This window comes from Halobacillus naozhouensis (genome assembly GCF_029714185.1).
GTDB classification, from domain to species: Bacteria; Bacillota; Bacilli; order Bacillales; family Halobacillaceae; genus Halobacillus_A; species Halobacillus_A naozhouensis.
On the sequence record NZ_CP121671.1, the window covers coordinates 1,052,362 to 1,076,528 of the forward strand.

Annotated in this window: 24 protein-coding genes; 16 read left to right on the forward strand and 8 right to left on the reverse strand. The window is 40.7% G+C overall.

Annotation, left to right across the window (positions count from 1 at the left end):
- Positions 1-68 precede the first annotated feature (68 nt).
- Positions 69-494 carry a hypothetical protein gene (locus P9989_RS05450; RefSeq protein WP_283077791.1) on the forward strand — a complete coding sequence of 142 codons (426 nt, stop codon included), beginning with the start codon at positions 69-71 and terminating at the stop codon, positions 492-494.
- Positions 495-600: 106 nt separating this feature from the next.
- Positions 601-852: a hypothetical protein gene (locus P9989_RS05455; protein WP_283077792.1), complete on the forward strand. Its 252-nt coding sequence runs from the start codon at positions 601-603 to the stop codon at positions 850-852.
- 5 nt (positions 853-857) lie between these two features.
- Here the strand turns inward: P9989_RS05455 and P9989_RS05460 are convergent, their stop codons facing one another.
- Entirely contained in the window at positions 858-1,127 is a 270-nt protein-coding gene (locus P9989_RS05460; protein ID WP_283077793.1) for a hypothetical protein, read from the reverse strand.
- Between the two features lie 367 nt (positions 1,128-1,494).
- Between P9989_RS05460 and P9989_RS05465 the strand changes: the two genes are divergently transcribed.
- The 9 genes from P9989_RS05465 (at position 1,495) to P9989_RS05505 (ending at position 11,954) form a co-directional block, all read left to right on the forward strand.
- A complete protein-coding gene (locus tag P9989_RS05465) occupies positions 1,495-3,126 on the forward strand; it encodes a BCCT family transporter (protein WP_283077794.1) in 1,632 nt (543 codons plus the stop codon).
- Between the two features lie 67 nt (positions 3,127-3,193).
- Positions 3,194-3,427, forward strand: a complete 234-nt coding sequence (locus P9989_RS05470; RefSeq protein ID WP_283078847.1) for a DUF3951 domain-containing protein — start codon at positions 3,194-3,196, stop codon at positions 3,425-3,427.
- 591 nt (positions 3,428-4,018) lie between these two features.
- The gene (locus P9989_RS05475; RefSeq protein WP_283077795.1) at positions 4,019-5,476 is read left to right on the forward strand and encodes a PTS mannitol transporter subunit IIBC; all 1,458 of its coding nucleotides are present in this window, start codon (positions 4,019-4,021) and stop codon (positions 5,474-5,476) included.
- Between the two features lie 66 nt (positions 5,477-5,542).
- Complete coding sequence (locus P9989_RS05480) at positions 5,543-7,636, forward strand: BglG family transcription antiterminator (RefSeq protein ID WP_283077796.1); 2,094 nt, start codon at positions 5,543-5,545, stop codon at positions 7,634-7,636.
- A gap of 13 nt (positions 7,637-7,649) precedes the next feature.
- Positions 7,650-8,087 (forward strand): PTS mannitol transporter subunit IIA, encoded by a 438-nt coding sequence (locus tag P9989_RS05485; protein ID WP_283077797.1) that lies wholly within the window; start codon positions 7,650-7,652, stop codon positions 8,085-8,087.
- The gene (locus P9989_RS05490; protein WP_283077798.1) at positions 8,088-9,221 is read left to right on the forward strand and encodes a mannitol-1-phosphate 5-dehydrogenase; all 1,134 of its coding nucleotides are present in this window, start codon (positions 8,088-8,090) and stop codon (positions 9,219-9,221) included.
- Positions 9,222-9,440: 219 nt separating this feature from the next.
- Positions 9,441-11,216, forward strand: a complete 1,776-nt coding sequence (locus P9989_RS05495; RefSeq protein ID WP_283077799.1) for a M3 family oligoendopeptidase — start codon at positions 9,441-9,443, stop codon at positions 11,214-11,216.
- Positions 11,217-11,256: 40 nt separating this feature from the next.
- Positions 11,257-11,553, forward strand: coding sequence for a 4a-hydroxytetrahydrobiopterin dehydratase (locus P9989_RS05500; protein WP_283077800.1), 297 nt, complete (start codon positions 11,257-11,259; stop codon positions 11,551-11,553).
- Positions 11,554-11,564: 11 nt separating this feature from the next.
- Complete coding sequence (locus tag P9989_RS05505) at positions 11,565-11,954, forward strand: hypothetical protein (protein WP_283077801.1); 390 nt, start codon at positions 11,565-11,567, stop codon at positions 11,952-11,954.
- A gap of 105 nt (positions 11,955-12,059) precedes the next feature.
- Here P9989_RS05505 and P9989_RS05510 read toward each other — a convergent pair whose 3' ends face one another.
- Entirely contained in the window at positions 12,060-12,995 is a 936-nt protein-coding gene (locus P9989_RS05510; protein ID WP_283077802.1) for an RluA family pseudouridine synthase, read from the reverse strand.
- Positions 12,996-13,282: 287 nt separating this feature from the next.
- On the opposite strand from P9989_RS05510, the gene typA reads away from it, so the two are divergent.
- The gene (typA, locus tag P9989_RS05515) at positions 13,283-15,124 is read left to right on the forward strand and encodes a translational GTPase TypA (protein WP_283077803.1); all 1,842 of its coding nucleotides are present in this window, start codon (positions 13,283-13,285) and stop codon (positions 15,122-15,124) included.
- Positions 15,125-15,190: 66 nt separating this feature from the next.
- Here the strand turns inward: typA and P9989_RS05520 are convergent, their stop codons facing one another.
- Together P9989_RS05520 and bshB2 are read right to left on the reverse strand one after the other, a co-directional pair.
- Positions 15,191-15,991, reverse strand: a complete 801-nt coding sequence (locus tag P9989_RS05520; protein ID WP_283077804.1) for a FixH family protein — start codon at positions 15,989-15,991, stop codon at positions 15,191-15,193.
- A 176-nt stretch (positions 15,992-16,167) separates the two neighbouring features.
- A complete protein-coding gene (gene bshB2, locus P9989_RS05525) occupies positions 16,168-16,854 on the reverse strand; it encodes a bacillithiol biosynthesis deacetylase BshB2 (protein ID WP_283077805.1) in 687 nt (228 codons plus the stop codon).
- Between the two features lie 156 nt (positions 16,855-17,010).
- Between bshB2 and nadE the strand changes: the two genes are divergently transcribed.
- The 3 genes from nadE to P9989_RS05540 all read left to right on the forward strand — a co-directional run bounded on the left by nadE (position 17,011) and on the right by P9989_RS05540 (position 20,655).
- A complete protein-coding gene (gene nadE / locus P9989_RS05530) occupies positions 17,011-17,760 on the forward strand; it encodes an NAD(+) synthase (protein ID WP_283077806.1) in 750 nt (249 codons plus the stop codon).
- Between the two features lie 2 nt (positions 17,761-17,762).
- Complete coding sequence (locus P9989_RS05535) at positions 17,763-18,320, forward strand: cysteine hydrolase family protein (RefSeq protein WP_283077807.1); 558 nt, start codon at positions 17,763-17,765, stop codon at positions 18,318-18,320.
- A gap of 406 nt (positions 18,321-18,726) precedes the next feature.
- Positions 18,727-20,655: an endonuclease MutS2 gene (locus P9989_RS05540; RefSeq protein WP_283077808.1), complete on the forward strand. Its 1,929-nt coding sequence runs from the start codon at positions 18,727-18,729 to the stop codon at positions 20,653-20,655.
- Between the two features lie 558 nt (positions 20,656-21,213).
- Here P9989_RS05540 and P9989_RS05545 read toward each other — a convergent pair.
- The 3 genes from P9989_RS05545 to P9989_RS05555 are packed head-to-tail and all read right to left on the reverse strand — an operon-like array spanning position 21,214 to position 22,468.
- Positions 21,214-21,528, reverse strand: a complete 315-nt coding sequence (locus P9989_RS05545; protein ID WP_283077809.1) for a DMT family transporter — start codon at positions 21,526-21,528, stop codon at positions 21,214-21,216.
- Positions 21,528-21,875 carry a DMT family transporter gene (locus P9989_RS05550; protein WP_283077810.1) on the reverse strand — a complete coding sequence of 116 codons (348 nt, stop codon included), beginning with the start codon at positions 21,873-21,875 and terminating at the stop codon, positions 21,528-21,530. The genes P9989_RS05545 and P9989_RS05550 overlap by 1 nt, the downstream gene beginning before the upstream one ends.
- 2 nt (positions 21,876-21,877) lie before the next feature.
- Complete coding sequence (locus tag P9989_RS05555) at positions 21,878-22,468, reverse strand: TetR/AcrR family transcriptional regulator (RefSeq protein WP_283077811.1); 591 nt, start codon at positions 22,466-22,468, stop codon at positions 21,878-21,880.
- Positions 22,469-22,630: 162 nt separating this feature from the next.
- Between P9989_RS05555 and P9989_RS05560 the strand changes: the two genes are divergently transcribed.
- Complete coding sequence (locus P9989_RS05560; RefSeq protein ID WP_283077812.1) at positions 22,631-22,852, forward strand: hypothetical protein; 222 nt, start codon at positions 22,631-22,633, stop codon at positions 22,850-22,852.
- Positions 22,853-23,021: 169 nt separating this feature from the next.
- Here P9989_RS05560 and P9989_RS05565 read toward each other — a convergent pair whose 3' ends face one another.
- Positions 23,022-24,137, reverse strand: a complete 1,116-nt coding sequence (locus P9989_RS05565) for an oxidoreductase (protein WP_283077813.1) — start codon at positions 24,135-24,137, stop codon at positions 23,022-23,024.
- Positions 24,138-24,167: the final 30 nt, after the last annotated feature.

Below are 24,167 nucleotides of genomic sequence, written 5' to 3' on the forward strand. Positions count from 1 at the left end.
TTAATAGGTATGCAGTTCACATTTTACCATTTCGATAGAATGAGTGTGTAACAACAGGGGTGTAAAGTATGCGAAGAATAATAAATTATTTTATAATTGGGATGATCTTAGTGATAACTACTGTTATCTATATCAATCATACATATTTTTTTAACCCATTGTCTTTTAGCCAGGATAAAATTACCCCACATGAGTGGAGTGACTATCAACGTCCTTTAACTATTAAATTATATCGGTTCGGTGAGGAAAGAGAAATATTCACCATCAAAAAAGAAGTGAAAATCCGTGAAATTTTAAAGGCTTTAAAGAAAAGCCCTGTAATGAATCAAGAAAATAGCGGAAGCAGAACTCCGGTTGGGGGTCTTACGCTATCGACAGGGGATACTAAATTATTGGATATTCTGTTTTATAAAGATCATTGGGAGATTCTGAAGCGGGACAGCACTGCGTTTCAGATGACAAACTCCATGGAACAGATCCTTCAAAGTTACTAGCCAGGCGCTAAAATCAATAGCGCCTGGCTGTTTAATGTACATCATTTCAGGGAATCTGCTATACTTGTCGTGTTAGAATAAGGTGTTTTTTGTGAGGTGAAATAAGGTGAGTAAGACATTTACGCATATCTTTAATTCTATACTAGGTATACTGATCCTTATTGAAGGCGGAGTCTATATTTTTATAAATAATAAAGATGGACTTCATTTGCAAAGTATTATTGTAACAGTTCTTTTATTATTGGCCTGGGCATGGTCTTATTGGAAACAATTAACGAGCGAGAATTACAACAGGTGGCTTATTGTTACGATCATTATTATGATTCCGATGATCCTACCATGGTTATTTTTTATTTAGACAACTTAAACCAGCCAATAGCAGAGACCAGCTATTGAAATTAAGAGACTTGAGCTTAAGTAAAGATAGCCGAACCAGCGATGTTTTTTTTCATCGCTATTTATTTCCACTGCCCCGGCGAAAGCGAGGAACAGGATAAGTAAGATGAGCAGGACAATCTCGACATCCTCCCATTCAGATGGTTTGAATATCAGCCAAGCTGCGGCAGGCCATGCCGTATAAGCAGGAATATACAAAGGCGGGAAAAACCTGTCCCAATTTGTAAATATGCTCACCGCATCCACCTTCCTTTCCTAAGGTTAGTCAGCGAATAAAAAACGGCTGTCGTGATAAACTAAGCAAGCAAACGTAATCCTTAAAGGGTTACGTTTTTTATTACTCCTTTATCTGTTGGAATCCCATTCTAATGATTGTATAAAAGAGGAATAATGTCAACGATGTGAGAATCTTGTTGATTATCGTGTTAATCTTTTTGGGAAGAGGGTATAACTATATCATACTGCTTCTAAAGTCATAGCTTTTGTTCCTTTCAATACTAAAGGTTGTGCTCCCATCCCTCTGACACATTTTCTTCAAAGTTTTTCCTCTCTACAATACCACTAGGGTGAAACGGAACCGTTTTACCGGGAAGGAAGATGCATAGTGAATATGAAACTGATTGATTGGCCAACTTTTATTGGTGCTCTTGTCCTACTCCTAGCCGTAACGGTACCCCTTGTATTATTTCCAGAGGCCGGAAAGGAATTTGTTAATCAAGCCAACACTTTTATGACAGGGACCTTTGGAGTTCTCTATATCGTAATGGGACTAATCGTTTTTGCCTTCTTAATTTTTGTAGCTTTTAGTAAAAATGGACTCATTAAATTAGGAGATGAAGGTGAAAAGCCTGAATTTGGAACATTTTCATGGGCAGCTATGTTATTTGCTGCTGGTATTGGTTCAAGTATATTATATTGGGCTGTCATCGAATGGGCTTATTATTATCAAGGACCGCCATACGGTCTGACACCTGAATCAATGGAGGCAATTCGTTGGGCCACGGCTTACGGCATATTCCATTGGGGACCTATCGCATGGGCGATCTATACACTACCCGCTTTGCCGATTGCTTATTTCTATTATGTTAGAAAGAAGCCTGTATTAAAAGTAAGTGAGGCGGTCCGTCCGGTTTTAGGGAAATTAGTTGACGGACCATTAGGCAACCTTATCGATGTATTATTTATGTTTGGTTTGTTAGGCGGAGCAGGGACAACACTAGCTCTAGGCGCCCCGATGATTGCTGAAGGTATAAGTGATTTAACCGGTTTAGAAGCTACCCTGGGCCTCCAAGCAGGCATCATGCTCGTCTGCACTTTGATTTTTGCCATTAGTTCTTACTCTGGTCTGAGGCGGGGCATCAAGGTATTAAGTGATATCAATATTTGGCTCGCATTGTTCCTGCTAGCTTTTATTTTCCTTTTTGGGCCTACCCGTTTTTTAGCAGAAACAACCGTTAACTCAGTAGGAGTTATCCTGGATAATTTCTTTAGAATGGCAACTTGGATGGAACCCTTTGGAAACCTAGCGCAATTTAAAGAGACACGTTTCCCGGAATCATGGACTATCTTCTACTGGGCCTGGTGGCTTGTGTATGCACCATTTGTCGGTCTATTTGTAGCCCGGATTTCAAGAGGCCGGACGATACGGCAAATGATTTTAGGAACTATGATTTATGGAACTATTGGGTGTATTTTATTCTTCGGCATTATGGGGAATTTCGGTTTGTATCTGCAGCTGACAGGTCAGTTCGACGTCGTCGGTTTTATGAATGCAAACGGAGCGCCCGCAACTATTATTGAAGTCATTAATCAGCTTCCATTAGCGAAGTTTATGGTATTGGTTTTTACGGTTCTTGCGATTATCTTCTTAGCTACAACCTTTGATTCTTCATCATATATTTTGGCTTCTGTTGTACAGAAAGAAATTAAGGGAGAGCCGCTTCGCTGGAACCGTCTATTTTGGGCTTTCGCGTTAAGTATTATGCCGTTAGTACTAATGTTTTTAGGAGGATTAGATACCTTGCAGACGGCTAGTATTGTCGGAGGATTCCCATTGATTTTTATTATGTTCCTGTTAGCTTGGTCATTTATAAAAGCATCAAACACAGATATCCGAGCTTCTGATGATTACGAACCCCCAACCATTCATATTAAACGATGGAAAAAGCGTAATAAGAAGAAAAGACGTTCAGCTCTTGAAGTTTTTGAAGAGAAGAATCGTGAAGATAATGAATAAAGCTGCACAGACCTACTTTAAAGCTGAGTAGGTCTGTTTGTTGTTTCGTAAAGAATCTAAAGGGAAAATGATAAATATAGAAGGGAGCGATTATATGCTGCTCAACAGTATAGGCTTATTGATCGTAGGGATTGCTGTGTTTGTTTTGATCATAATCGTGGCCTACAAAATATTTATTAAGAAGGACCCGGTGAATAGTTCTTATACTCCTTTCGATTATATAACAGGCCAAACTGACAAAGAATTTCATCAAAATGAAGAAATGATCGTCGAAGAAAAAGATGATCAGAGTAAAGAGTAAGTTATCCTTTACAATAATGAAAATTCGCTGTCCGATTACAGCGAATTTCTCATTACGATCCTATATGTAAGCTGTTATTGCCTTTTGAACATCATTAAACCCTTCAATTCGTTTTATGAACAGAAGGGTTTCGTATAGTTTTACCCCAATTATACAATATAGATAAGAAGATAAAGAATACTTGCCAGAATAGCAGAACCTCCGAAGCCATAAATGAAATCTGTAGAATCGTACTCAGCTTGTTTCTTCATAATTGATCCCCTTTCAATGGTTATAAAATTCTGTTAGCCCATTGCTGTCAATTCTAAAAAAATTCTAAGAAATAAACCCACTGCTCATCATTCTTATACTTATTAGACGGATATAAATGTAAAAAGGTTTCATTTTCATGACGAAATATTTCATTTGTGTTACAAATACAATTTTAACATGATATAAAACTAAAAATAACCCTTAAATTTCCTTTTTCACCCCCTTTTAAAAAATGGCAACATTCCCTCTGCCAAACATGCATTTAGATTATATTGATCATCCCTCTGCAAACGCTTTACTATAAAGGTATAGAGCGAAGGAGAAAAAGGAGGAAATTTTATGACTGAACAACGTAAACAGTCAGGGATAAGGGCAGGGGTGCAAAAGTTTGGAAGCTTCCTTAGTGGAATGATCATGCCAAACATTGCTGCCTTTATTGCCTGGGGGATTATTACAGCATTATTTATAGACACAGGCTGGACGCCTAATGAGGAACTGGCAACACTTGTTGATCCGATGATTAAGTATTTATTGCCATTATTAATTGCTTTTACAGGTGGGCGGATCATTCACGGTCTCCGTGGAGGTGTTGTAGGTGCAACAGCTACTATGGGTGTTATTGTCGGTGCAGAGATTCCTATGTTCATGGGTGCAATGCTGATGGGACCTATAGGTGGATATGTGATTAAACAGATTGACCGCGCATTTGAAGGAAAAGTAAAATCAGGCTTCGAAATGCTCGTTAACAATTTTTCCGCCGGGATTGCTGGAGCCATTTTAGCGATTGTTGGTTTAAAGTTAATTGGGCCAATTGTTTCTGGAATTACTTTAGCTTTGGGTGCGGGTGTCAAAGTGATGATCAATGCGGGGCTCCTGCCATTAGTCAACATATTTATTGAACCTGCCAAAGTTTTATTTTTGAATAATGCGATTAACCATGGAATATTAAGTCCAATCGCAGTAACTCAAACAGAAGAATTGGGAAAGTCAATCTTATTCCTGTTGGAAACAAACCCGGGGCCGGGACTTGGTGTGTTACTTGCCTTTTCTATATTTGGCAAAGGAATTTCCAAACAATCCGCACCAGGAGCAGCTATTATCCACTTCTTTGGGGGGATTCACGAAATTTATTTCCCTTATATTCTGTCTAAGCCATCGTTAATCCTTGCGCTTATCGCAGGTGGTGTATCAGGTACAGCTACATTTGCCGCATTTGGAGTCGGACTTACTTCTACTCCATCGCCAGGAAGTATCATTGCCTTGCTGGCTCTTACACCTAGAGGGGATTATGTAGGAGTGATTGTTGGTGTGCTTGTGGCCGCGGCTGTTACTTTCTTAGTTGCTTCCGTTATTCTGAAGGCTGGAAAACAAGAGGAACAGGATATTACAGCAGCTACTTCACAAATGGAAGAAATGAAAGGGAAGAAAAGCCGTGTAGCCGATCAACTCACTTCAAATGAGTCACAGCAAACAGCCGATGAGGAAGTTCAAGAGGTTCCGCAAGTCAACTATGGGGAAATCAATAAAGTCATATTTGCCTGTGATGCAGGTATGGGGTCAAGTGCCATGGGTTCCTCGTTATTGAAAAATAAGTTTAAAAAAGCTTCGATTGATATTGATGTAACGAATATGGCGATCAATGATCTGCCTTCAGATGTGGATATTGTTATCACCCATAAAGATTTAACAGACAGGGCTAAACAAAAAGTCCCGAGTGCTCACCATATTTCTGTTGATAACTTTTTAAATAGTCCAAAGTACGATGAACTGGTTGATGAATTACAGGCAAGTGAATAAATAAATAAGGGTCTGACTTTGTATCAGACTCTTATTTACTCCTTTTATGGAAGGGAGGGATAATCAGTGTTTATATCAGCACGGGAAAGAAAAATGCTTCAACTTCTAATTGATTCCAATGAAACGGTGCCAATAAGAGAGTTAGCTAAATCACTTGATGTAAGTGAAAGAACCATTCATAGGGGTTTGCAGGGAATCGAGCAGATTCTTGAAGTATATGGACTTCTTTTACAAAGACAAGCAGGCAGAGGATTAGTAGTCAAAGGGGATCAAGCAAGCAGAAAAAAGTTAAAAGAAGCGATAGCAGCACAGGGTACCATTGATTATACCCCTGAGGAACGCCAGGTGCTCATCCTTTCTAAGCTGCTTGAAGCTAACGAACCAGTCAAACTTTTCTCCCTAGCGACAGAATTGGGGGTGACGGTGGCTACAATCAGTCATGACCTGGATAAGATGGAAGAGCAAGTCAATGAGTTTCAACTTGAACTGATTCGGAAAAGGGGATACGGAGTCGAGGTTAAAGGAAGTGAGTCTCATATTCGCGAAGCAATCAGCTTATTAATTATGAAGCATATGAATGAATTAGACTTTATAACGCTGATTCGAGAGAATGTGAATGATACTTCGCTGGATCAAGTGTCAGAACAATTATTAGGTCTGGTTAGCAGAGAAAATATTTCACTTATCGAAACAACCCTCGCATCCATCCGTTCCTCATTACATTACGACCTAACAGATCATGCCTATATCGGCTTAGTCATCCATATCGCTTTGGCTATTGAACGCCTGCAACAAGGTGAAGTCATCATTATGGAAGCGGAATATTTACGTTCTTTAAAGGATTCTAAGGAATTTGAAATGGCTGCCAAGGTTATTGAGAAACTTGAGAGTACTTTTGAGATTGATATACCAGAAGATGAGACTGGATACATTACGATGCATCTTATGGGGGCAAAGATCCGTTACGATACAGATGCAATAATTGAGGACAGCAGTCTAAGTATTGCTTTTAAAGCTAAGCAGCTCATTGAATTTGTCTCGAAGTCCACCCAGCAGGATCTTCATCAATCTAATCAGCTGCTTAATGATCTGGTTGTCCATTTGAAGCCAAGTGTTTATCGCATTCAGCAGCAAATGGATATCCAGAACCCATTGACCGAGCAAATTGAACAGGATTATCCGGACTTGTTCCAGACTGTCCAGAGTGCAGTCGCACAGGTGTTTCCTGGGCTTGTTTTTCCAAAAGAGGAAACAGCCTATATCGTTATGCATTTTGCTTCAGCGATGTTAAATATGGAAGGAACTCGCGGTCTCCGTGTACTGGTTGTTTGTTCAAGCGGAATGGGAACTGCGAAAATCCTGGCTGCCAAACTTCAACAGCAATTTTATGAAATTGAAGAGGTGGATCATCGCTCATTGTTTGATCTAGAAAAATTAGAACATCAGCAGTATGATCTCACGATTTCTACAGTCCCTATGAGAGAATATACTGATTCCGTGTTAGTCAATCCAATGCTGCCTACGAAGGACATTCATAAACTGCAGCACGTTATCCGAAGGGTGAGAATGGATCAGGGAATGAAACGAGCCAGGCCAGTTTCATCGGTTTCCTTCAAACGTGAATCGATGGAAGATATACAGAATTCAATAGCATCCATTCAGTCTTATGCAGAAACCATTACGGAAGTTATGAAGCATCTAGCTATCATGCATACCGCTGCAGCAGATAAGGAGAAAGCGTTGCTTGAAGCCTGCCAGCGTTTGAAAAAGCATAACGTTGTTTATGATGCCCCAGAAGTCGTAAAGGCTTTATTAAAACGGGAAAAGACTGGCGGTCTGGGCATTCCCGAAACCAAACTTGCGATTTATCATACGAAATTAAGGGAAATAGCTAAACCATGTTTTTCCCTTATTCATGTCGAAAAAGCAATCGAGGTGCAGGGGATGGATGGGCAAAGTATGGAAAGTGATTCGTTCATCGTGATGCTTGCTCCCGATGATTTATCTGTTCATGGAAATGAAGTACTAAGTTATTTAAGTTCCTTAATTGTAGAGGATGAAGAAAGCACGAAGGTACTTGAATCTCACGACGAGGAACGAATGAGAATTTATTTTTCCAACAAACTCTACCAATTTTTACAAGATAAACTTTCTAATTAAAAGGAGAATGAATATGTCTGAAACTATTTTAACTACAAATAACATTGTCTTAAACGAAAAGTTTGATCATAAGGAGGAAGCGGTTCGCTTTGTAGGAAGTCTGCTCCATAAACAAGGGTATGTAGAGGAAGAATATATTGGCCAAATGCTTGAACGAGAAGAAGTAACTTCTACTTATATGGGCAATTATGTAGCCATTCCCCACGGCACAGAAGATGGAAAGAAATCGGTGAAAGAGACAGGGATTACGATCGTAACTGCTCCCGACGGAGTCGACTTTGGTGAAGGAAATATTGTTAAGTTACTGATTGGAATTGCAGGTAAAGGCGATGAACACTTAGAAGTATTGTCTCAAATTGCTCTCGTATGCTCTGAAGAAGAGAACATTGATAAAATATTGCAGGCTGACTCGAAGGAAGACATTCTTGCCATCTTTGAAGAGGTGAATTAAATGCTGGCAGTTCATTTTGGTGCAGGTAATATAGGGAGAGGATTCATAGGTGCTTTATTGCATAAGGCAGGTTATGAAATCGTATTTGTCGACGTAAACACAGAGCTTATCGATCAAATAAATGATAGGCAAAGGTACACGGTTGAACTGGCCGGATCTGATGATGCATTAGAAGTGACAAATATATCAGGGATTAACAGTTTGACTCGCCCAGAAGATGTTGTAGAACAGGTTAAACAGGCAGACCTAGTTACAACGGCAGTTGGTCCGTCTATTCTTTCCAAAGTAGCTCCATTAATAGCTGAGGGGTTAAAGGACAGAACAACTTCTGTCAATGTGATTGGATGTGAAAATATGATCGGAGGCAGTGATCTGCTTAAGAAACATGTGCTTGCACATTTAAATCCAGAACTAGCAGCTCGTGTTGAGGAAAGGACAGGTTTCCCTAATGCAGCAGTTGATCGTATCGTACCGGATCAAGCTCACGAGGACAAGCTTAAAGTGACTGTCGAGCCGTATTTTGAATGGGTCGTTGACTCATCGTCTCTTAAAGGGGAGACCCTAGAAATTGACGGGCTTAAACTTGTGGAAGATCTGACTCCTTATATTGAAAGAAAGCTGTTTACAGTGAATACGGGACATGCCGTCGCTGCTTATTTAGGGAGTTATTACGGACTGCAAACGATCAACCAGGCTTTACATGATCATCAAATCCTCTCAAAAATAAAAGGGGCCTTACATGAGTCAGGTAATGTACTCATTAAAAAATATGGCTTTACAAAAGCGGAGCATGAAAAATATATAGAAACGATATTATCAAGGTTTGCGAATCCGGAATTATCGGATGAAGTTTCTCGGGTCGGACGCGCTCCAATCCGCAAGCTGGGACCAGATGACCGCTTAATTCGGCCGGCAGTCGAATATGTTGAATGGAATAACGAAATACCTGTTGATTTAGTCGAAGTAATTGCAGCTGCCTTACTCTATAAGCAAGATCAAGATCAGGAAGCAGCAGAGCTTCAATCCCTCTTAAAAGAGAAAGGGGTTAAGGGCACCCTGATGGAAGTATCAGAACTCAGTGAAGGGCACCCGTTACTTGAAGCAGTAGAAGAACAATTCCAATCCATGTCATGATCACTTTAAAAATCCTCCCTATGGTAGCATTAGGGAGGATTTTGCTGCTTTTGGTATTCTTTAAGACTTTTATCACTTCAGAATGAATGGTGACCGTTAAGGAAACGAAGTCCATATCGAACAAACTTGTAACTTAAAAGTTTCTATATCTTTGAAAATTTCTGATACAATAGAGTTGATTTATGTCGTCATAAAATCGATTGATAAAGGATGGTCGGAATGACAGTTTATAAACCAACTTGGGATTTAGATACCATTTTCTATGGAGGAAGTCATTCAGAAGATTTGCAAGGGTACATAGAAGATACAGAAGTTCTGTTAAGTGAGTTAGAAAAGCTGGTTCATCAATTTTTACCGCCAAAAAACCCTGAGCAGACAGATCAATTGACCACTATTATTGATAAACTCCAGGAAACGTCAAAACATTTGGATGAGTTTGGAGCATTTGTCAGCTGTTTGTCAGCTCAAGATGTCGATGATAAAGAGGCAGGATCTTTAGTCACGAAACGAAGTGAACTAGGAGCCTGGTTTAATAATGTTATGACTAAATTTGATCAGAAATTAATCCAAGTTGATTCAGATGTTTGGGGGGGTATGTTAAAAACGCCTTCTCTTTTCGAATTAGCATTTGTGTTGGAAGAACGCAGGCAAAAGGTGAAAGACAAGCTAGATGCCACGCAAGAGTCATTAATGAATGACCTGGCGGTTGACGGTTATCATGCCTGGGGACAAATGTATGATACGATCGTCGGAAAAATGATGATTGAACTCGATGGGGAGAAGTTATCAGTTGGACAAGCTGCTAATAAGCTGAATTCTTCAGATCGAGACCAACGGAAGAAAGTATTTGATACGCTTCAAAATGCCTGGACCGATCAATCGGATCTGCTCACGGAAACATTGAATCATCTCTCAGGGTTCAGGCTGCAAACCTACAAGAACCGAGGGTGGAACGACGTCCTGAAGGAGCCGCTTGAATATAATCGCATGAGTGAAAAGACGTTAACCACTATGTGGGAAACGATTTCTAAGTTCAAAAATCATTATAAAGAGTTCTTACAGAGAAAAGCGGAATTACTAGGGCTGGACAAGCTGAGCATGTATGATGTGGGTGCACCCATTGGAGATAGTAACCAGAACATGGATTACAATGAAGGGGCGCAGTTTATCATTGAACAGTTTGAGAAATTCAGTCCTAAGTTGGCGGAATTCACTGCGATGGCCTTTGACAAGCAGTGGATTGAAGCAGAAGACCGGTCAGGAAAACGTCCAGGAGGATTCTGCACGAGTTTTCCCGACAGCGAACAAACGAGGATATTTATGACCTACTCAGGATCCTTGTCTAATGTGGCTACACTGGCCCATGAACTTGGCCATGCGTATCATCAACATGTGATGAACGAATTGCCGATGATGAATCAAGGGTATGCGATGAATGTAGCGGAAACAGCCTCCACGTTCGCTGAAATGATTGTGGCTGACGCCGCAGTGAAAAATGCCAGCAATAAGGAGGAGAAAGTAGCACTACTTGAAGATAAAATCCAGCGCAGTGTCGCATTTTTCATGAACATTCATTCTCGCTTTCTTTTTGAAACAAGATTTTACGAGGAACGTAAACAGGGAACAGTTTCCACTGAACGGTTAAACGAATTAATGGTGGAGGCACAGAAAGAGGCCTACGCCGACGGCTTAGAAGAATATGACCCAACATTCTGGGCATCTAAGCTTCATTTCCACATTACAGATGTTCCTTTTTATAACTTTCCTTATACATTTGGTTATTTATTTAGCCTTGGCGTATATGCGAAAGCTATTGAGGGAGGCAGTGATTTTGAGGATCAATATATCGCGCTCTTGCAAGATACAGGGCGTATGACAGTGGAACAACTTGCCCAAAAGCATTTGGACGTTAATCTTGAACAGCCGGATTTCTGGGAACATGCTCTTGAGCTTTGCCGGGCAGATGTGGAGGAATTTTTGGAGCTTACATCATAAAAGCAATGCTGCCAAACTTTGAACTGGGGAGGATAAATTCATGGAAAGAAGGATACCTGAGGAAGAAAAGCAAGAAAAAGTGGATGCGTTAGATGGTTGGAAACTGGATGGCAAGTTTATTGTAAAACGTTATCGGTTTGGGGATTTCCTAACGGGAATTCAGTTTGTAAATAATGTTGCAGAGTATGCTGAAGATATCCAACACCATCCATTTATCAGCATTGATTATAAAATGGTCACAGTCAAGTTGACTTCATGGCAGGCGAAAGGATTGACCGATCTTGATCTCGAATGTGCAGACAAATATGACGACCTTTATAAACAGATAACAGAATAGGAGAACGGTCTATGCGTGTGTTTTTAATCACTTGGTCAGTTGCCCTTGCGACAGGTGCACTGACCTTTTTCTATCAAACGAAAATCCTTACCAGCCCGCCTGTATCATTGGGGGAGGCCGTGATTTTTTGTGCAGGGACATTGGTGGCAGCTGTATTTTTCATTTGGGCCATGAAGGAATCACCAAAGAAGTACACCATCGTAATTTCCTGGGCAGCGATCTTCTTTTTCATGTGTGCGCTGCTGTTGGCAGTTTTAAACCAGGGGGTAATGAGAAATAATGAATGGGCACTTGTCATTATGGACGTAGCCTCTGTGATTGCTTCAGGAGCGGTTGCTGTCTATGGAGGAAATTATACCTTGAACAAGCGAAAAGAAAGAAGTCGTTCATCGGAGGGATGAGCGGCTTCTTTTTTTTGGCCGGCTGGGTTTTGTTAAAATTTCAAGTGAATTTAGGCTGCTTCAGTCAGCATTCTGACCGATTGGATATCCAGACAGCATTCTAAATTACTTGTGATCTAATAATTCCTGCAGATGGTTAGAGGTAAATAAGCTTTGCTTTTGTTCAGGCGGCGCCAGACATTCTACAAATTCCTCTGTGAAAGGATGAGTAAAACTTAGTTTCGCAGCATGAAGAGCTTGTTTACCCAGGGTAGTGGGTTCCCCGCCGTAAAGCTCATCACCGAGCAAGGGGTGGCCGGCATAACTTAAATGAACACGGATTTGATGTGTGCGCCCCGTTCCTAGTTTCAGCTTAACGAGAGAGGCTTTCCGCTCGTCACTGTATTGAATTCTTTCGTAATACGTTTCGGCATGCTGTCCGCCAGCAGACACTCTTCTTCGTGCAGGGTGGTGACGGTCTTTGCCAATTGGCTGTACAATTGTACCTTGAGCGGGTTTGATTTTGCCGTGCACCCATGCCAGATATGTCCTGCTAATCTCCCTTTTCTTCAACAAATTGCCCAGCAGTGCGATCGCAAGTTCATGTTTCGCAAATAAGATGGCTCCAGATGTATCGCGGTCAAGGCGATGCACGTATTTTGGCGTGGATTCTATTCCATTGGCCTGAAAGTAAAAGGCAACAGCATTGACGAACGTATCTGTTTGCTGGGGTCTATTTGGATGAGTATCTACTCCTGCTGGCTTATTGACGACGAGTAAGTGGTCATCTTCATATAAAACGGTGATTTCAAAATAGGTCGGGGTCACTTCCAGCGGCCGGGGTTCAAACAGCTTGATACGGAGTGCATCTCCTGCACTCACTTGGGTTTGTTTCCAATGCCTCGATTCATTGTTCAGTGTTACACTCCGTTCAGACCGATGTTTATGAAGGAGTTTTCTAGGAACTTTCCATTCGCTTTTTAAGATCCGTTCAATTGTATAGGAGTCCCATTTTTTGGGGATCGTAATTTCAAACCATTCTCCCTGGCGTCTCGTTTTCATTGATTTCACCTTTTTCTTTTAGGCTGTTTTCTAAAAGATTGTTGTTTTTGACGCAAGAACTATAAACTGTCCCATAACATACAGCTTTGGAAATACAACTACGCTTTCCATAGGAGCTGCTTTCTATTCTACTGCGAAAACACATGTTTAGAAAGGAATTGCAGAACAAATCTTGTTATTCATGTGTACGTGCCCCAAAATAAGTACATAATAGGTATCGACAAATCTCGTTATGTGTTATACTAGTTAGGTTGAATAATTTGCGATTTGAAAGAGGTGTGTGCTTCATGCAACACAGAAACGATATTCGTAACATTGCGATCATCGCACACGTTGACCATGGAAAAACAACGCTTGTGGATCAGATGCTTCGCTATTCCGGTACATTTCGTGAGAATGAACACGTAGATGACCGTGCTATGGACTCTAATGATTTAGAAAGAGAACGCGGCATTACAATCTTAGCCAAAAATACCGCGATTAATTATAATGATGCTCGAATTAACATTCTTGATACACCAGGCCACGCTGACTTTGGTGGAGAAGTGGAACGTATTTTGAAAATGGTAGACGGTGTACTATTAGTCGTTGATGCTTATGAAGGTTGTATGCCACAGACACGTTTTGTTCTGAAAAAAGCGCTGGAACAAAAATTAACCCCAGTCGTTGTTTTGAACAAAATTGATCGTCCTAATGCTCGCCCTGACGAAGTAGTCGATGAAGTACTTGATTTATTCATTGAGCTTGGTGCAGACGATGAACAGCTTGAATTCCCAGTTGTATATGCATCCGCATTGAATGGTACGTCTGGTGATGAGCCTGAAGATCAGAACGAAACAATGGATCCGATCTTTAAGCTGATTATGAATAATATACCGGCTCCTGTCGATACACAGGAGGACCCGCTGCAATTCCAAGTTACCCTTCTTGATTATAACGATTATCTTGGTCGTATTGGAGTAGGACGTGTATTCCGTGGAAGTATTAAAGTGGGACAGCAAGTGTCACTTATGAAGAAAGACGGTTCCGTGAAAAACTTCCGTGTGTCTAAGCTGTTTGGTTTCATAGGTCTGAAGCGTATCGAGATTGAAGAAGCGAAAGCTGGGGACATTATTGCTCTGGCTGGTATGGAAGACATTAACGTTGGAGAAACGGTTTGTCCGACAGATAACCAGGAAGCAATGGAAATTCCACGTATCGATGAGCCGACCCTTCAAATGACGTTCCTTGTGAACAACAGCCCATTTGCAGGCCGCGAAGGGAAGTATGTAACATCCCGTCAAATCGAAGAACGTTTATTGACACAATTGGAGACAGATGTAAGTTTGCGTGTTGAACCTACAGAATCTCCTGATGCCTTTACCGTATCAGGCCGCGGGGAATTACACTTGTCTATTCTTGTGGAAAATATGCGTCGTGAAGGCTTTGAACTTCAGCTTTCTAAGCCGAAGGTTATCTTGAAAGAAGTCGATGGAGTAACTTGTGAGCCAATGGAGCGTGTTCAAATCGATACCCCTGAAGAATATCAAGGTGCTGTTATGGAGTCGATTGGAATTCGCAAAGGCGAAATGCAGGACATGGTTAACGATGGAAACGGTCAGGTTCGTCTTGAATTCCTTGTACCATCCCGTGGCTTAATTGGGTATTCTACTGAATTTATGACGCAAACCCGTGGGTACGGAATTCTGAACCATACGTTCGATGGCTATGCTCCACTCAATAAAGGGCAAGTAGGCGGTCGTCGTCAGGGTGTACTTGTTTCACTTGATAAAGGGAAATCTTCTACCTATGGTATTATGAACCTTGAAGACCGCGGAACAATTTTCGTGGAGCCTGGTACAGAGGTTTATGAAGGAATGATTGTAGGAGAGCACAGCCGCGAAAATGACCTGACCGTTAATATTACAAAAGAGAAGCACTTGACTAACGTGCGGTCAGCAACGAAAGATACGACGAGCACCATCAAAAAGACTCGTCAGCTAACGCTTGAAGAAGCGATCGAATATTTGGATGACGATGAGTATTGCGAGGTTACACCTGAAGCGGTACGACTTCGTAAGAAATACTTGAATAAGAACGAACGTGAGAAAATGGCCAAGAAGAAAAAGCTGCAGAACGCAGAGTTGTAAATTAGAAATAAGTTTTAAAAAAACGTCTGATCCAAAGTGGATCAGGCGTTTTTTAAAATGGCAATGTTATTTAGTTACTGCAACGGTTTCTTCCTGGTGCCCGTGAATACCCTGATCAGGTTTTTCATAATGAATCGTTACTGTGTATTCACCCTCAGAAGGGAACGTATAGGCAGCTGTGTACTCACCAGGGCTCACTTCTTCAGCAGGAATGTATTTATGCTGTTCCAGTTTGTCTGAGCTGATTTCAAACTTTACCATTGCTTTTTCAAAAGGTTTCTCTTCATGATTAATGTGAGTGGTCAGCGTAGACTTTTCAGTTGCTTTGAATTCCTGATCGTTCATAAAATGGACCATAAACGCGCTGCCTCCATGACCGTGACTATGAGAAGATTTACTCTCTCCACCGTGATCATGTCCGCCTTCCTTCTTAGCATCTTCTTTGCCTTCTACCTTCACCTCAACTTGTGGCATAACATGCATGGTAGCCGTTTGAGTATGAGCAATCACTTGATAGGTGCCTGGCTTCTCAAAGGTATAGGCAGCTTCATAAATCCCGTCGCTGGTATGTTCTGCTTTCACAGTATCGGACTGCTCCTGTCCAGCGTTAGTATGCCAGATTTCGAATTTAACTGACTCAGCATCTGTCACCTTATTTTCTCCCTTGGTCACGACGGCTTGAATGACTGTTTCCTCTTTCAATGGAAGGGGCTCTTCCTCGAATTGAACCTCCACCTCTGGCATTATAGGCTCTTTATTACTAGTTGTATTGGATTCTTCACTCTCACCGTTTTCAGTGGAGGATCCACAAGCAGCAAGTATGATGATTAGTCCAAGAAGCATTGCTATTTTTGTTAAATTCTTCATATTTATTACTCCTTTTTTCTAAGTTAACCATCTCAATCATAACATGTACCATCCTGGTGTGATATGGCTTTAAATCTCGTTGTTGTGGCAATGATGTGACACTATTTTATTTAATAAGCAATCATTTATTTTTAACTAATGGATCACATTTCAATAAAAAAAGCTGATCCGAGTGGTCAGCTTTTCTTATGATCATCCCATTTATAGTTGTAAAAGGCTTCCTCTGTTACCCATTTTAATGCTTCTGGATCATTTGCTCGAATTCCTTCATCAAGGGTCTCAAGCATCCTGGCTGTCTGTGATATGTGGGCACGCATAGCATTCAGCTTTTGTTCTTGGACCTTTGTTATATCATGGAGTATATCTGGCTTACCAAGTTCCTCCTCGGTATTATTGGCAAAGGCAACCGCATGAAGCTTCGGGCGCTTAGACGGTTCGATTTGCTGTAGAGCACGGACAACAGCTCTTGCTGTCGCTTCGTGATCAGGGTGAACAGCATAGCCTGGATAGAAGCTGATCACTAGAGACGGCTGCAGTTCCTCGATTAGCTCGCTGACAAGCTGTTTCATTTTGTTATCATCTTCAAATTCTAACGTCTTATCCCGCAATCCAAGCATCCGCAAGTCATCAATCCCCATCGCTTCTGCAGCATTTTTCAGTTCTGCACGGCGGATATCAGGGAGTGTTTCCCTTGTAGCAAAAGCGGGCATGCCAAGATTTCGTCCCATCTCGCCAAGTGTCAAACAAGCATAGGTAAGCGGTGTGCCTTGATTAATGTAGGAGGCAATCGTTCCTGAAACACCGAATGCCTCATCGTCAGGGTGGGGGAAAATGACGAGTACATGATTTTCTTTTTCGATCATAAGTGAATCGCTCCTTAAGAGAGTATCTAATTCTTCATTATTACTTAGTTTAGGCTGTTTTTAAAGCTATTTGTTTTAAAGGGTACCTGAACAGGTTTAAATGCAGATAGATAAAGGAATTAGACACATAGTATGAGACAGAGAGGAGTTCTTTTTATGGATCAAAGAATCAATCATCTTGTTAATTGGCTGCAGATGAAGGTAAAGGAAGCAGGGGCAAAAGGAGCCCTTGTTGGAATTAGCGGCGGAATTGATTCAGCTGTGGTAGCTTATTTAATCAAACGCGCCTTCCCTGATCAGTCGCTTGGGGTGATACTTCCGATCAATCAACGGGTTGAAGACCAAACGGATGCCGTTGCTGTGGTAGAGAAAGCAGATCTCAATTATGTCGGAATAGAACTGACGGATTCTTATAAAGAAACTTATTCATCTATAGAAAAAAAGCTGGTAGAAAAGGGAGACTGGAATGAAGAAACGTCACAGCTGGGCGGAGCAAATCTTCAAGCCCGATTACGAATGAGTACACTTTACGCAGTGGCCAGTAATTATGGATATTTAGTGGTAGGTACGGACAATGCTGCCGAAGATTATACCGGATATTTTACAAAATACGGAGATGGTGGTGTGGACCTTGTTCCCTTGATCCATATGAGAAAAGAAGAAGTGCGCGAAATGGCCGAATATTTAGATGTTCCCGACACAGTGATCAGGAAGAAGCCAAGTGCTGAACTATGGGAAGGTCAGTCTGACGAAGACGAAATGGGCATTACCTATGAAGCTATTGATGCTTACTTGCTTGGGGAGACAATCTCTCCAGAGGATGAAAAACGATTGCAAGCGCTCCATGAACGAACAGAACATAAAAGGCAAGTTCCAGCTGGACCGCCTAAATATAAGGGAGAGTAACAATGTCACAGAAAACCGCCTTACTCATCATTGATATGATTAATAAAATGGACTTTGATGGCGGAGAGGAACTGCTGGTAAACACAAAATCCATTATGGACAACTTAAATCACTTGAAAGAACAGGTCAAGCAAACTGGAATACCTGTGATTTATGTTAATGATAACTTTGGGTTATGGCAGGATAATAAAACCGATCTGATTGAGGAATGCAGAAAGGGGATCGGTCAGCCGATTGTGAACGGGATTCTTCCGGAAGATGACGATTATTTTATTATCAAGCCTAAACACTCCGGTTTTTACGGGACTCAATTGAGTATCTTACTGGGACAGTTGGAAGTTTCCAACTTGATCTTAACAGGAGTGGCGGGAGATATATGTGTATTATTTACAGCGAATGACGCTTACATGAGAGATTTTAATTTATGGGTTCCACGGGATGGGATTGCTTCAGAGAAGGACGAAGATAATCTGAATGCGATTAAAATTATGGAGAGATCGCTGTTTGCTAATACAGATAAAATTAGCGAAGTTGATGTAGGCAAGGTCTTTGAAGATTGACATTTTTAAATTAACTGTATATTCTAAGGGAAGAGAACATGTTAGTTCTGCCATTTAAATCCATTCTTTAAAGGAGAATGTTTGTATGAGTGTTGTTCTTAACTAAATCCGTTAATTGGATACTGTTCTGAAATTTTGAGAAAGACATGCAATATGCAGGTCATATTTGTGTTTTCTAAATTTTTCGGAATAAAGTTAAGAGCAAGCATCATCATAGCAGAAGTATAAGATATTCAAAGCTATGGCTTACTTAGTCATAGCTTTTTTTATATCCTTTTAAATGGCGGAGCACATCAGGGGCGCAATTATTCGTCCACCGTTCTCCATAAGAACCATTAATTAGCTGCGATGAGCCCTTGAGCTTATGGCGGTTTTTTTAATGGATAAAAATAGGAGGTAGTCAAAGTTGAACGCAGAAACCTTTCAGACGTTAGACTTTCATGAGATTTTACAAAAGGTAAGCGACTATGCATGGACAGATAAAGGAAAAGAAACAATCTTAGCATTCAAACCATCATTCGATAAACGACTGATTACTCATCGGCATCAGGAAATTGATGAAGCAAAAGCAATCCTGGCCAGCCCTGGAAATGTGCCAATTCATACCTTGAGTGACGTCACCCATTTGCTTCAACAAGCAAAAAAAGGGATGTTGATTCGGGCTGATCAATTTTCCCAGCTTGCTTCATTTTTAGATCATTGTACAAAATTGAAACGATACATGAAAGGGAAAGAATTCCTTGCACCGACCATTAGCTTGTATGCATGGTCAATCACAGATTTAAGCACACTTGAGGAAGAAATACAGAGGGTGATTCGGTATGGTCAAGTAGATGACTACGCCTCAAAATCCTTAGCGAAAATCCGTAAGCAAATAATGGCTAAAAGCACAAAGTTGAAAGAGAAAGTCGATCAAATGACAAAGTCGTCTAAATTGAAGCCGTATATGCAGGAAAAAATGGTTATCGAAAAAGATGGAAGATACACCCTCCCGATTAAGAAAGAAAGTCGAAATAAAATAAAGGGAACCGTTGTTGAGCAATCTTCCTCAGGTGCTACTTTATTTATTGAGCCAGAGGAGATTACGGTTCATATGGAAGAGCTTCATATGCTCAAGATTAGCGAGGAGCAGGAAATCGAGCAAATTCTATACAACCTGACTAATAAGGTAGTCGATTGCGAACAAGAGTTATCGATCGCCATGGAGACGATGCATAAGTATGATGTTATTTTCGCAAAAGCGAAGTACAGTCAGCACATCAACGGAAAGTCAGTGGCACTAAATGGAGAGCACATCATCGATTTACAAGAAGCCAGACATCCTCTGCTTGGGGAGCAAGCTGTTCCTTTGACGATTATGATGAACTCAGAAATTCAAAGCTTAGTAATTACGGGGCCGAATACGGGGGGGAAAACAGTTGCCCTTAAAACGGTTGGACTGCTGGTCGTAATGGCTCAAACAGGACTTCATATACCAGTAGGAAAAGAAAGTACGCTGCCGCTTTACCAGCACGTTCTCGTTGATATCGGGGATGGACAGAATATCAAGGAAAATTTAAGCACGTTTAGCTCAAGACTGGTAAACATTATTGAGGTGTTGAGGCAAGCCAATGACCAAAGCCTTGTCCTGCTTGATGAATTAGGTTCTGGTACGGATCCTGGAGAAGGAATGGGCCTGGCTACAGCTATCTTAGATGCGTTAGCTGATAAAGGGGCAAGGATTTTAGCTACTACCCATTACAGTGAAATGAAGGACTATGCAGTAAATAAACGTGGCTTCCTAAATGCTGCCATGGAGTTTGATATCGACACCTTAAAACCAACGTACAGATTGATCATGGATGCAACAGGGGAAAGCCAGGCATTTGATATTGCCTTAAAGCTTGGTTTACATCCGAAAATCATCGAAAGAGCCTATGCCATTACGTATAAACAGGAAAAAGAGTTCCCTATGGATGATTCGTTGCTAAGAAAGTTAGATTATACCCAACAAGTTGCCGTTAACCGTTACAGGAGAAAGGTGACCCATTCGGAAGTAGAAGCTGCTCGGACATTGGCAGAATTCCAGATGGGTGACAATGTTACGGTTCAGTCGACAGGAGAAACGGCTATTGTTTACAAGGGCCCCGATCAACGAGGTAATTATATTGTGCAAATTAAAGGAGAGAAGCATACCATTAATCATAAACGGTTAAAACTTCATATCCCAGCCAAAGAACTTTATCCTGATGACTATGACTTTGATACTATTTTTAAATCAAAAGAATACCGGAGAATAAAACACCAAATGGCGAGGAAGCATGTGGAAGGACTCAGTCTTGAGGAAGAAGAATAAACAGTGTTCAAGTCAATTTGATCCAGATGTAGTCCATATGAACAACTGCTAATCTCGAGCGTTTTAAAGGAGAAATTGTAACAGAAGAATTTTATCGAGTAGAGGAATAATAAGGACTATTGTAAGGGGAGAAGACCGCGAGTTGGATCTGCGGCAAAAAACATTAATCATCAGAAACCCCGCTGTCTGAGGCAGCGGGGTTATTATCAATACTTTTCTGTTTGTTTAGGTTCCATTTGCGTCGGTTTTGATTCAAGGTCTGTGTAACCTACAAAACCGAATGAAAAGACAATGAGTAACAAGATTGCGAATAATACTTTTCTCACTATAATACCCTCCAAGGAATAATGTGTACATTATATTTAGACGAAAGAGATCCCTAGAAGTTATGTTAAAAGAATTACAAATGGTCTAAAATTGTCGCATTACAAACTTTGTAGAAGGGATCAAAGAAGTATCTATCAAATGGTGTCATTCACTAGAATTTCCTTTTTTATTTTACTTGCTGCCTAGGACAATTGCAATATATTTAGACGAATTTACAAGAAAATCTTAACTTTATGAAACTAGCTTTAAACCGACAACACCAATCACGATACAACTGACAAAAAATAGTCGTTTTACATTAGCTTTTTCTTTAAATAATAATATGCCAATCAGTACGGTTCCAACAGAGCCTATTCCTGTCCAGATTCCATAAGCCGTACCGATGGGAAGATCTTTAAGCGACAAGGAAAGAAAGTATAGGCTTAGTCCGCCTGAAACGATAGCCAATATAGTAGGAATTCGCTTGCGGAATCCTTCTGATAGTTTGAGGAATAGCATCCCGGACATTTCTCCCACTCCAGCAAGAAGTAAAAAGATCCATGACATTATAACCCCTCCTCAGTAACTTCCACCTTTGAAGACTCTGACATTTTTAAGCCGATGATTCCAAAAATTAAAACGGCAATAAAAAAGACCTTTCCGGCGCTTGTAATATCGCCAAGAAATGCCATTCCGATTACGGCTGTACCAGCTGCGCCGATTCCTGTGAAAATGGCGTATCCAGTGCCGATGTCGATCATTTTTAATGCTTTTGTAAATAAGAAGAAGCTAATGAAAATCGATATCAAAGTAAAAGCAGTGATGAAGGGTTTTGTAAACCCTTCAGACATTTTAAGACCTACAGCCCAGCCAATTTCAAACAGAGCACCTATAAATAAATAGATCCAGGCCATATTTATTCCTCCTTGCTTGGCTTTTGTACACCAAGCCAGAATATTTTAAAACTCGCTTGCTCCCGTTGAGCCAGCGTATCTTCATCGTAAAAATTCTCTTCCAAAAATAATCCGTCAATTAACGTATAGAAGGCTGAAAGTATATCCTCAATGGGCAGCTGCCGCAAACTGCCTTCTTTCATCCCTTGCTGAAAAATAGGTCGGATAATATCATTCGCCTGTTCTTCTACTTGCAAGAAGACGAGTTTAATTTCATCTGCGAAATCTTCAGGAGGAAAGAACGTAAACCGTTTAAAAAATGATCCTTCAGTAGAATTAGCCATATGACCAACATAAAACTGATAGACTCTTTCTAGGCGTTGTTTAATCGGTTGATTACCTGTTTTTTCAGCAAACGCCTCGAAGTGCTTCGATTCTTTCACGGCTACTTCTTTTAATACCTCCAAAAAAATTTCTTCCTTGCTTGCAAAGTGATTATAAAGAGAAGGCTTCTTAATTCCTACTTTAGAAGCAATATCTGTAAGACTTGTATTTTCATAGCCGTTATGAGCAAAACACTCAAGGCTGACATCAATTATTTTTTGTTTTGACATATGCATCCCTCACTAACTAACTAACGGTCGGTAGTTTAATTATAACACTGTATATATTGTCTGTCTAGATTTTTCAATGAGGACGGTTTACAGAAAGCGGTACAGGGTATAGACAATCATGTCGGAATTTTTAGAAATTTAGGCTATGGGGGGACTTTTTCTTTGAATAAATATAAGTTAGACCGTTATGAAGGTGCATATGCCATATTGATTCAGGAAGATACCAATAAAAGCGAACTTTTAGTCTTAAAAGAACGCTTGATTGCATTCGCTGAGGCGGGAGATTTACTGTCTATTGAGTTTGATACGATGGGGAATTTAAAGGAGGTTCAAGTTGTGCAGGGAGAAAACGACGGAAATAAAATTAAGCTTTCGCGTCTGTAAACAGAGCGAAAGGTATGTACAGAAAAAAGTCGTTCTGATTATGAAGTGATTATTGACCACGCTCTTATTAAAGTAAGTAAAATGCAACCAATAGGCTTTCAATTAAAACTCCGCAAAAAAATTAAGGATGCGGAGTTTTAATTGAGAGTTTCTAGTGCAAAATTTGCGCTTATTCTATAATTTCCTTTTCTAATTCATGTTCTTTTATATAAGCCTTCGGAAGCATAATGGGATCAAAGTCGAATGGTTTAATTTCCTTATTATACATGATCCGGTGGGGAAGATCCGGGTTTTGTAAAGCGCTCGTCGCTAAACTGACTAAGTCTGCCTTATTTTCTTTTATTAGTGAATGGGCAGTCTCAGGATCCTGAAGCTGCCCATTAGCGATCGTTGGCAGTCCGGTATATTGTTTAGCTGCTTCTGCAATAGACCTGCTGCCTTCTCCAAAGCTTGGTTGTGTACCAGAAGCATCTGTAACGTGAATATAATTCAAGGAAGTATCGCCGAGTTCTGTGAAAATTGTTTCAGCATCACTCTCTCCTAAAGACCAACGGTGTTCAGCATCTGTGACTTTCCCTTGTGAAATCCTAATACCGACCATGAACTCTTTGCCGACCGCTTCTCTAACACTATGAATGACCTCTGTTAGAAAACGAACACGGTTTTTTGTTGCGCCGCCATATTGATCTTCTCTTAGGTTCATATAATCTGTTAGAAACTCATCAAGTAAGTAACCATTGGCGCCATGGATTTCAACCCCATCGAAGCCAGCCTCTTTGGCATGCTGAGCAGCCTTTGCAAAGCCTTGTTTTACCTGTTCCATATCTTCATGGCTCATCTCAGTGGGAACTGGATATGGACCTTCACCTCCATAAAGAGGAACCATATCTTTCTTTGGTTTCACAGCCGAAGGAGCAATCGAATGATCGGCATGCGGGTTTCCTTGTGATTGTGAACCTGCATGCATCAGCTGGGCAATAAATAGAGAGCTGTTAGCATGAACACTTTCCACAATAGGTTTCCAGGATTCCAACTGTTCCACATTCGCAAGCCCCGGCTGGTGATGATATCCTTGTGAATATTCTTCATCAGGATAAATTCCTTCCGTAATAATAGTTCCAAACCCGCCTTTTGCATAACGTTCATAATACCGTTTCATGGTTTCGTTTGCCAGGCCGTTATTCTCAGCGCTGATACGTGTCATAGGAGCCACAACATATCTGTTGGGAAGTTCTCTCTGATTAATGGCTATCTTTTCAAATAATGAATTATATGTGTGATTCATTTATCTCAACTCCTTTATTGGCATTAATCA

What these genes read in the sequence shown, in the direction of transcription:
- P9989_RS05450 (WP_283077791.1), top strand. Translation starts at nt 69, where the DNA reads ATGCGAAGAATAATAAATTATTTTATAATTGGGATGATCTTAGTGATA.
- P9989_RS05470 (WP_283078847.1), top strand. Translation starts at nt 3,194, where the DNA reads ATGATAAATATAGAAGGGAGCGATTATATGCTGCTCAACAGTATAGGC.
- P9989_RS05475 (WP_283077795.1), top strand. Translation starts at nt 4,019, where the DNA reads ATGACTGAACAACGTAAACAGTCAGGGATAAGGGCAGGGGTGCAAAAG.
- P9989_RS05485 (WP_283077797.1), top strand. Translation starts at nt 7,650, where the DNA reads ATGTCTGAAACTATTTTAACTACAAATAACATTGTCTTAAACGAAAAG.
- P9989_RS05490 (WP_283077798.1), top strand. Translation starts at nt 8,088, where the DNA reads ATGCTGGCAGTTCATTTTGGTGCAGGTAATATAGGGAGAGGATTCATA.
- P9989_RS05495 (WP_283077799.1), top strand. Translation starts at nt 9,441, where the DNA reads ATGACAGTTTATAAACCAACTTGGGATTTAGATACCATTTTCTATGGA.
- P9989_RS05500 (WP_283077800.1), top strand. Translation starts at nt 11,257, where the DNA reads ATGGAAAGAAGGATACCTGAGGAAGAAAAGCAAGAAAAAGTGGATGCG.
- P9989_RS05505 (WP_283077801.1), top strand. Translation starts at nt 11,565, where the DNA reads ATGCGTGTGTTTTTAATCACTTGGTCAGTTGCCCTTGCGACAGGTGCA.
- P9989_RS05510 (WP_283077802.1), bottom strand. Translation starts at nt 12,995, where the DNA reads ATGAAAACGAGACGCCAGGGAGAATGGTTTGAAATTACGATCCCCAAA.
- typA (WP_283077803.1), top strand. Translation starts at nt 13,283, where the DNA reads ATGCAACACAGAAACGATATTCGTAACATTGCGATCATCGCACACGTT.
- P9989_RS05520 (WP_283077804.1), bottom strand. Translation starts at nt 15,991, where the DNA reads ATGAAGAATTTAACAAAAATAGCAATGCTTCTTGGACTAATCATCATA.
- bshB2 (WP_283077805.1), bottom strand. Translation starts at nt 16,854, where the DNA reads ATGATCGAAAAAGAAAATCATGTACTCGTCATTTTCCCCCACCCTGAC.
- nadE (WP_283077806.1), top strand. Translation starts at nt 17,011, where the DNA reads ATGGATCAAAGAATCAATCATCTTGTTAATTGGCTGCAGATGAAGGTA.
- P9989_RS05535 (WP_283077807.1), top strand. Translation starts at nt 17,763, where the DNA reads ATGTCACAGAAAACCGCCTTACTCATCATTGATATGATTAATAAAATG.
- P9989_RS05545 (WP_283077809.1), bottom strand. Translation starts at nt 21,528, where the DNA reads ATGTCATGGATCTTTTTACTTCTTGCTGGAGTGGGAGAAATGTCCGGG.
- P9989_RS05550 (WP_283077810.1), bottom strand. Translation starts at nt 21,875, where the DNA reads ATGGCCTGGATCTATTTATTTATAGGTGCTCTGTTTGAAATTGGCTGG.
- P9989_RS05555 (WP_283077811.1), bottom strand. Translation starts at nt 22,468, where the DNA reads ATGTCAAAACAAAAAATAATTGATGTCAGCCTTGAGTGTTTTGCTCAT.
- P9989_RS05565 (WP_283077813.1), bottom strand. Translation starts at nt 24,137, where the DNA reads ATGAATCACACATATAATTCATTATTTGAAAAGATAGCCATTAATCAG.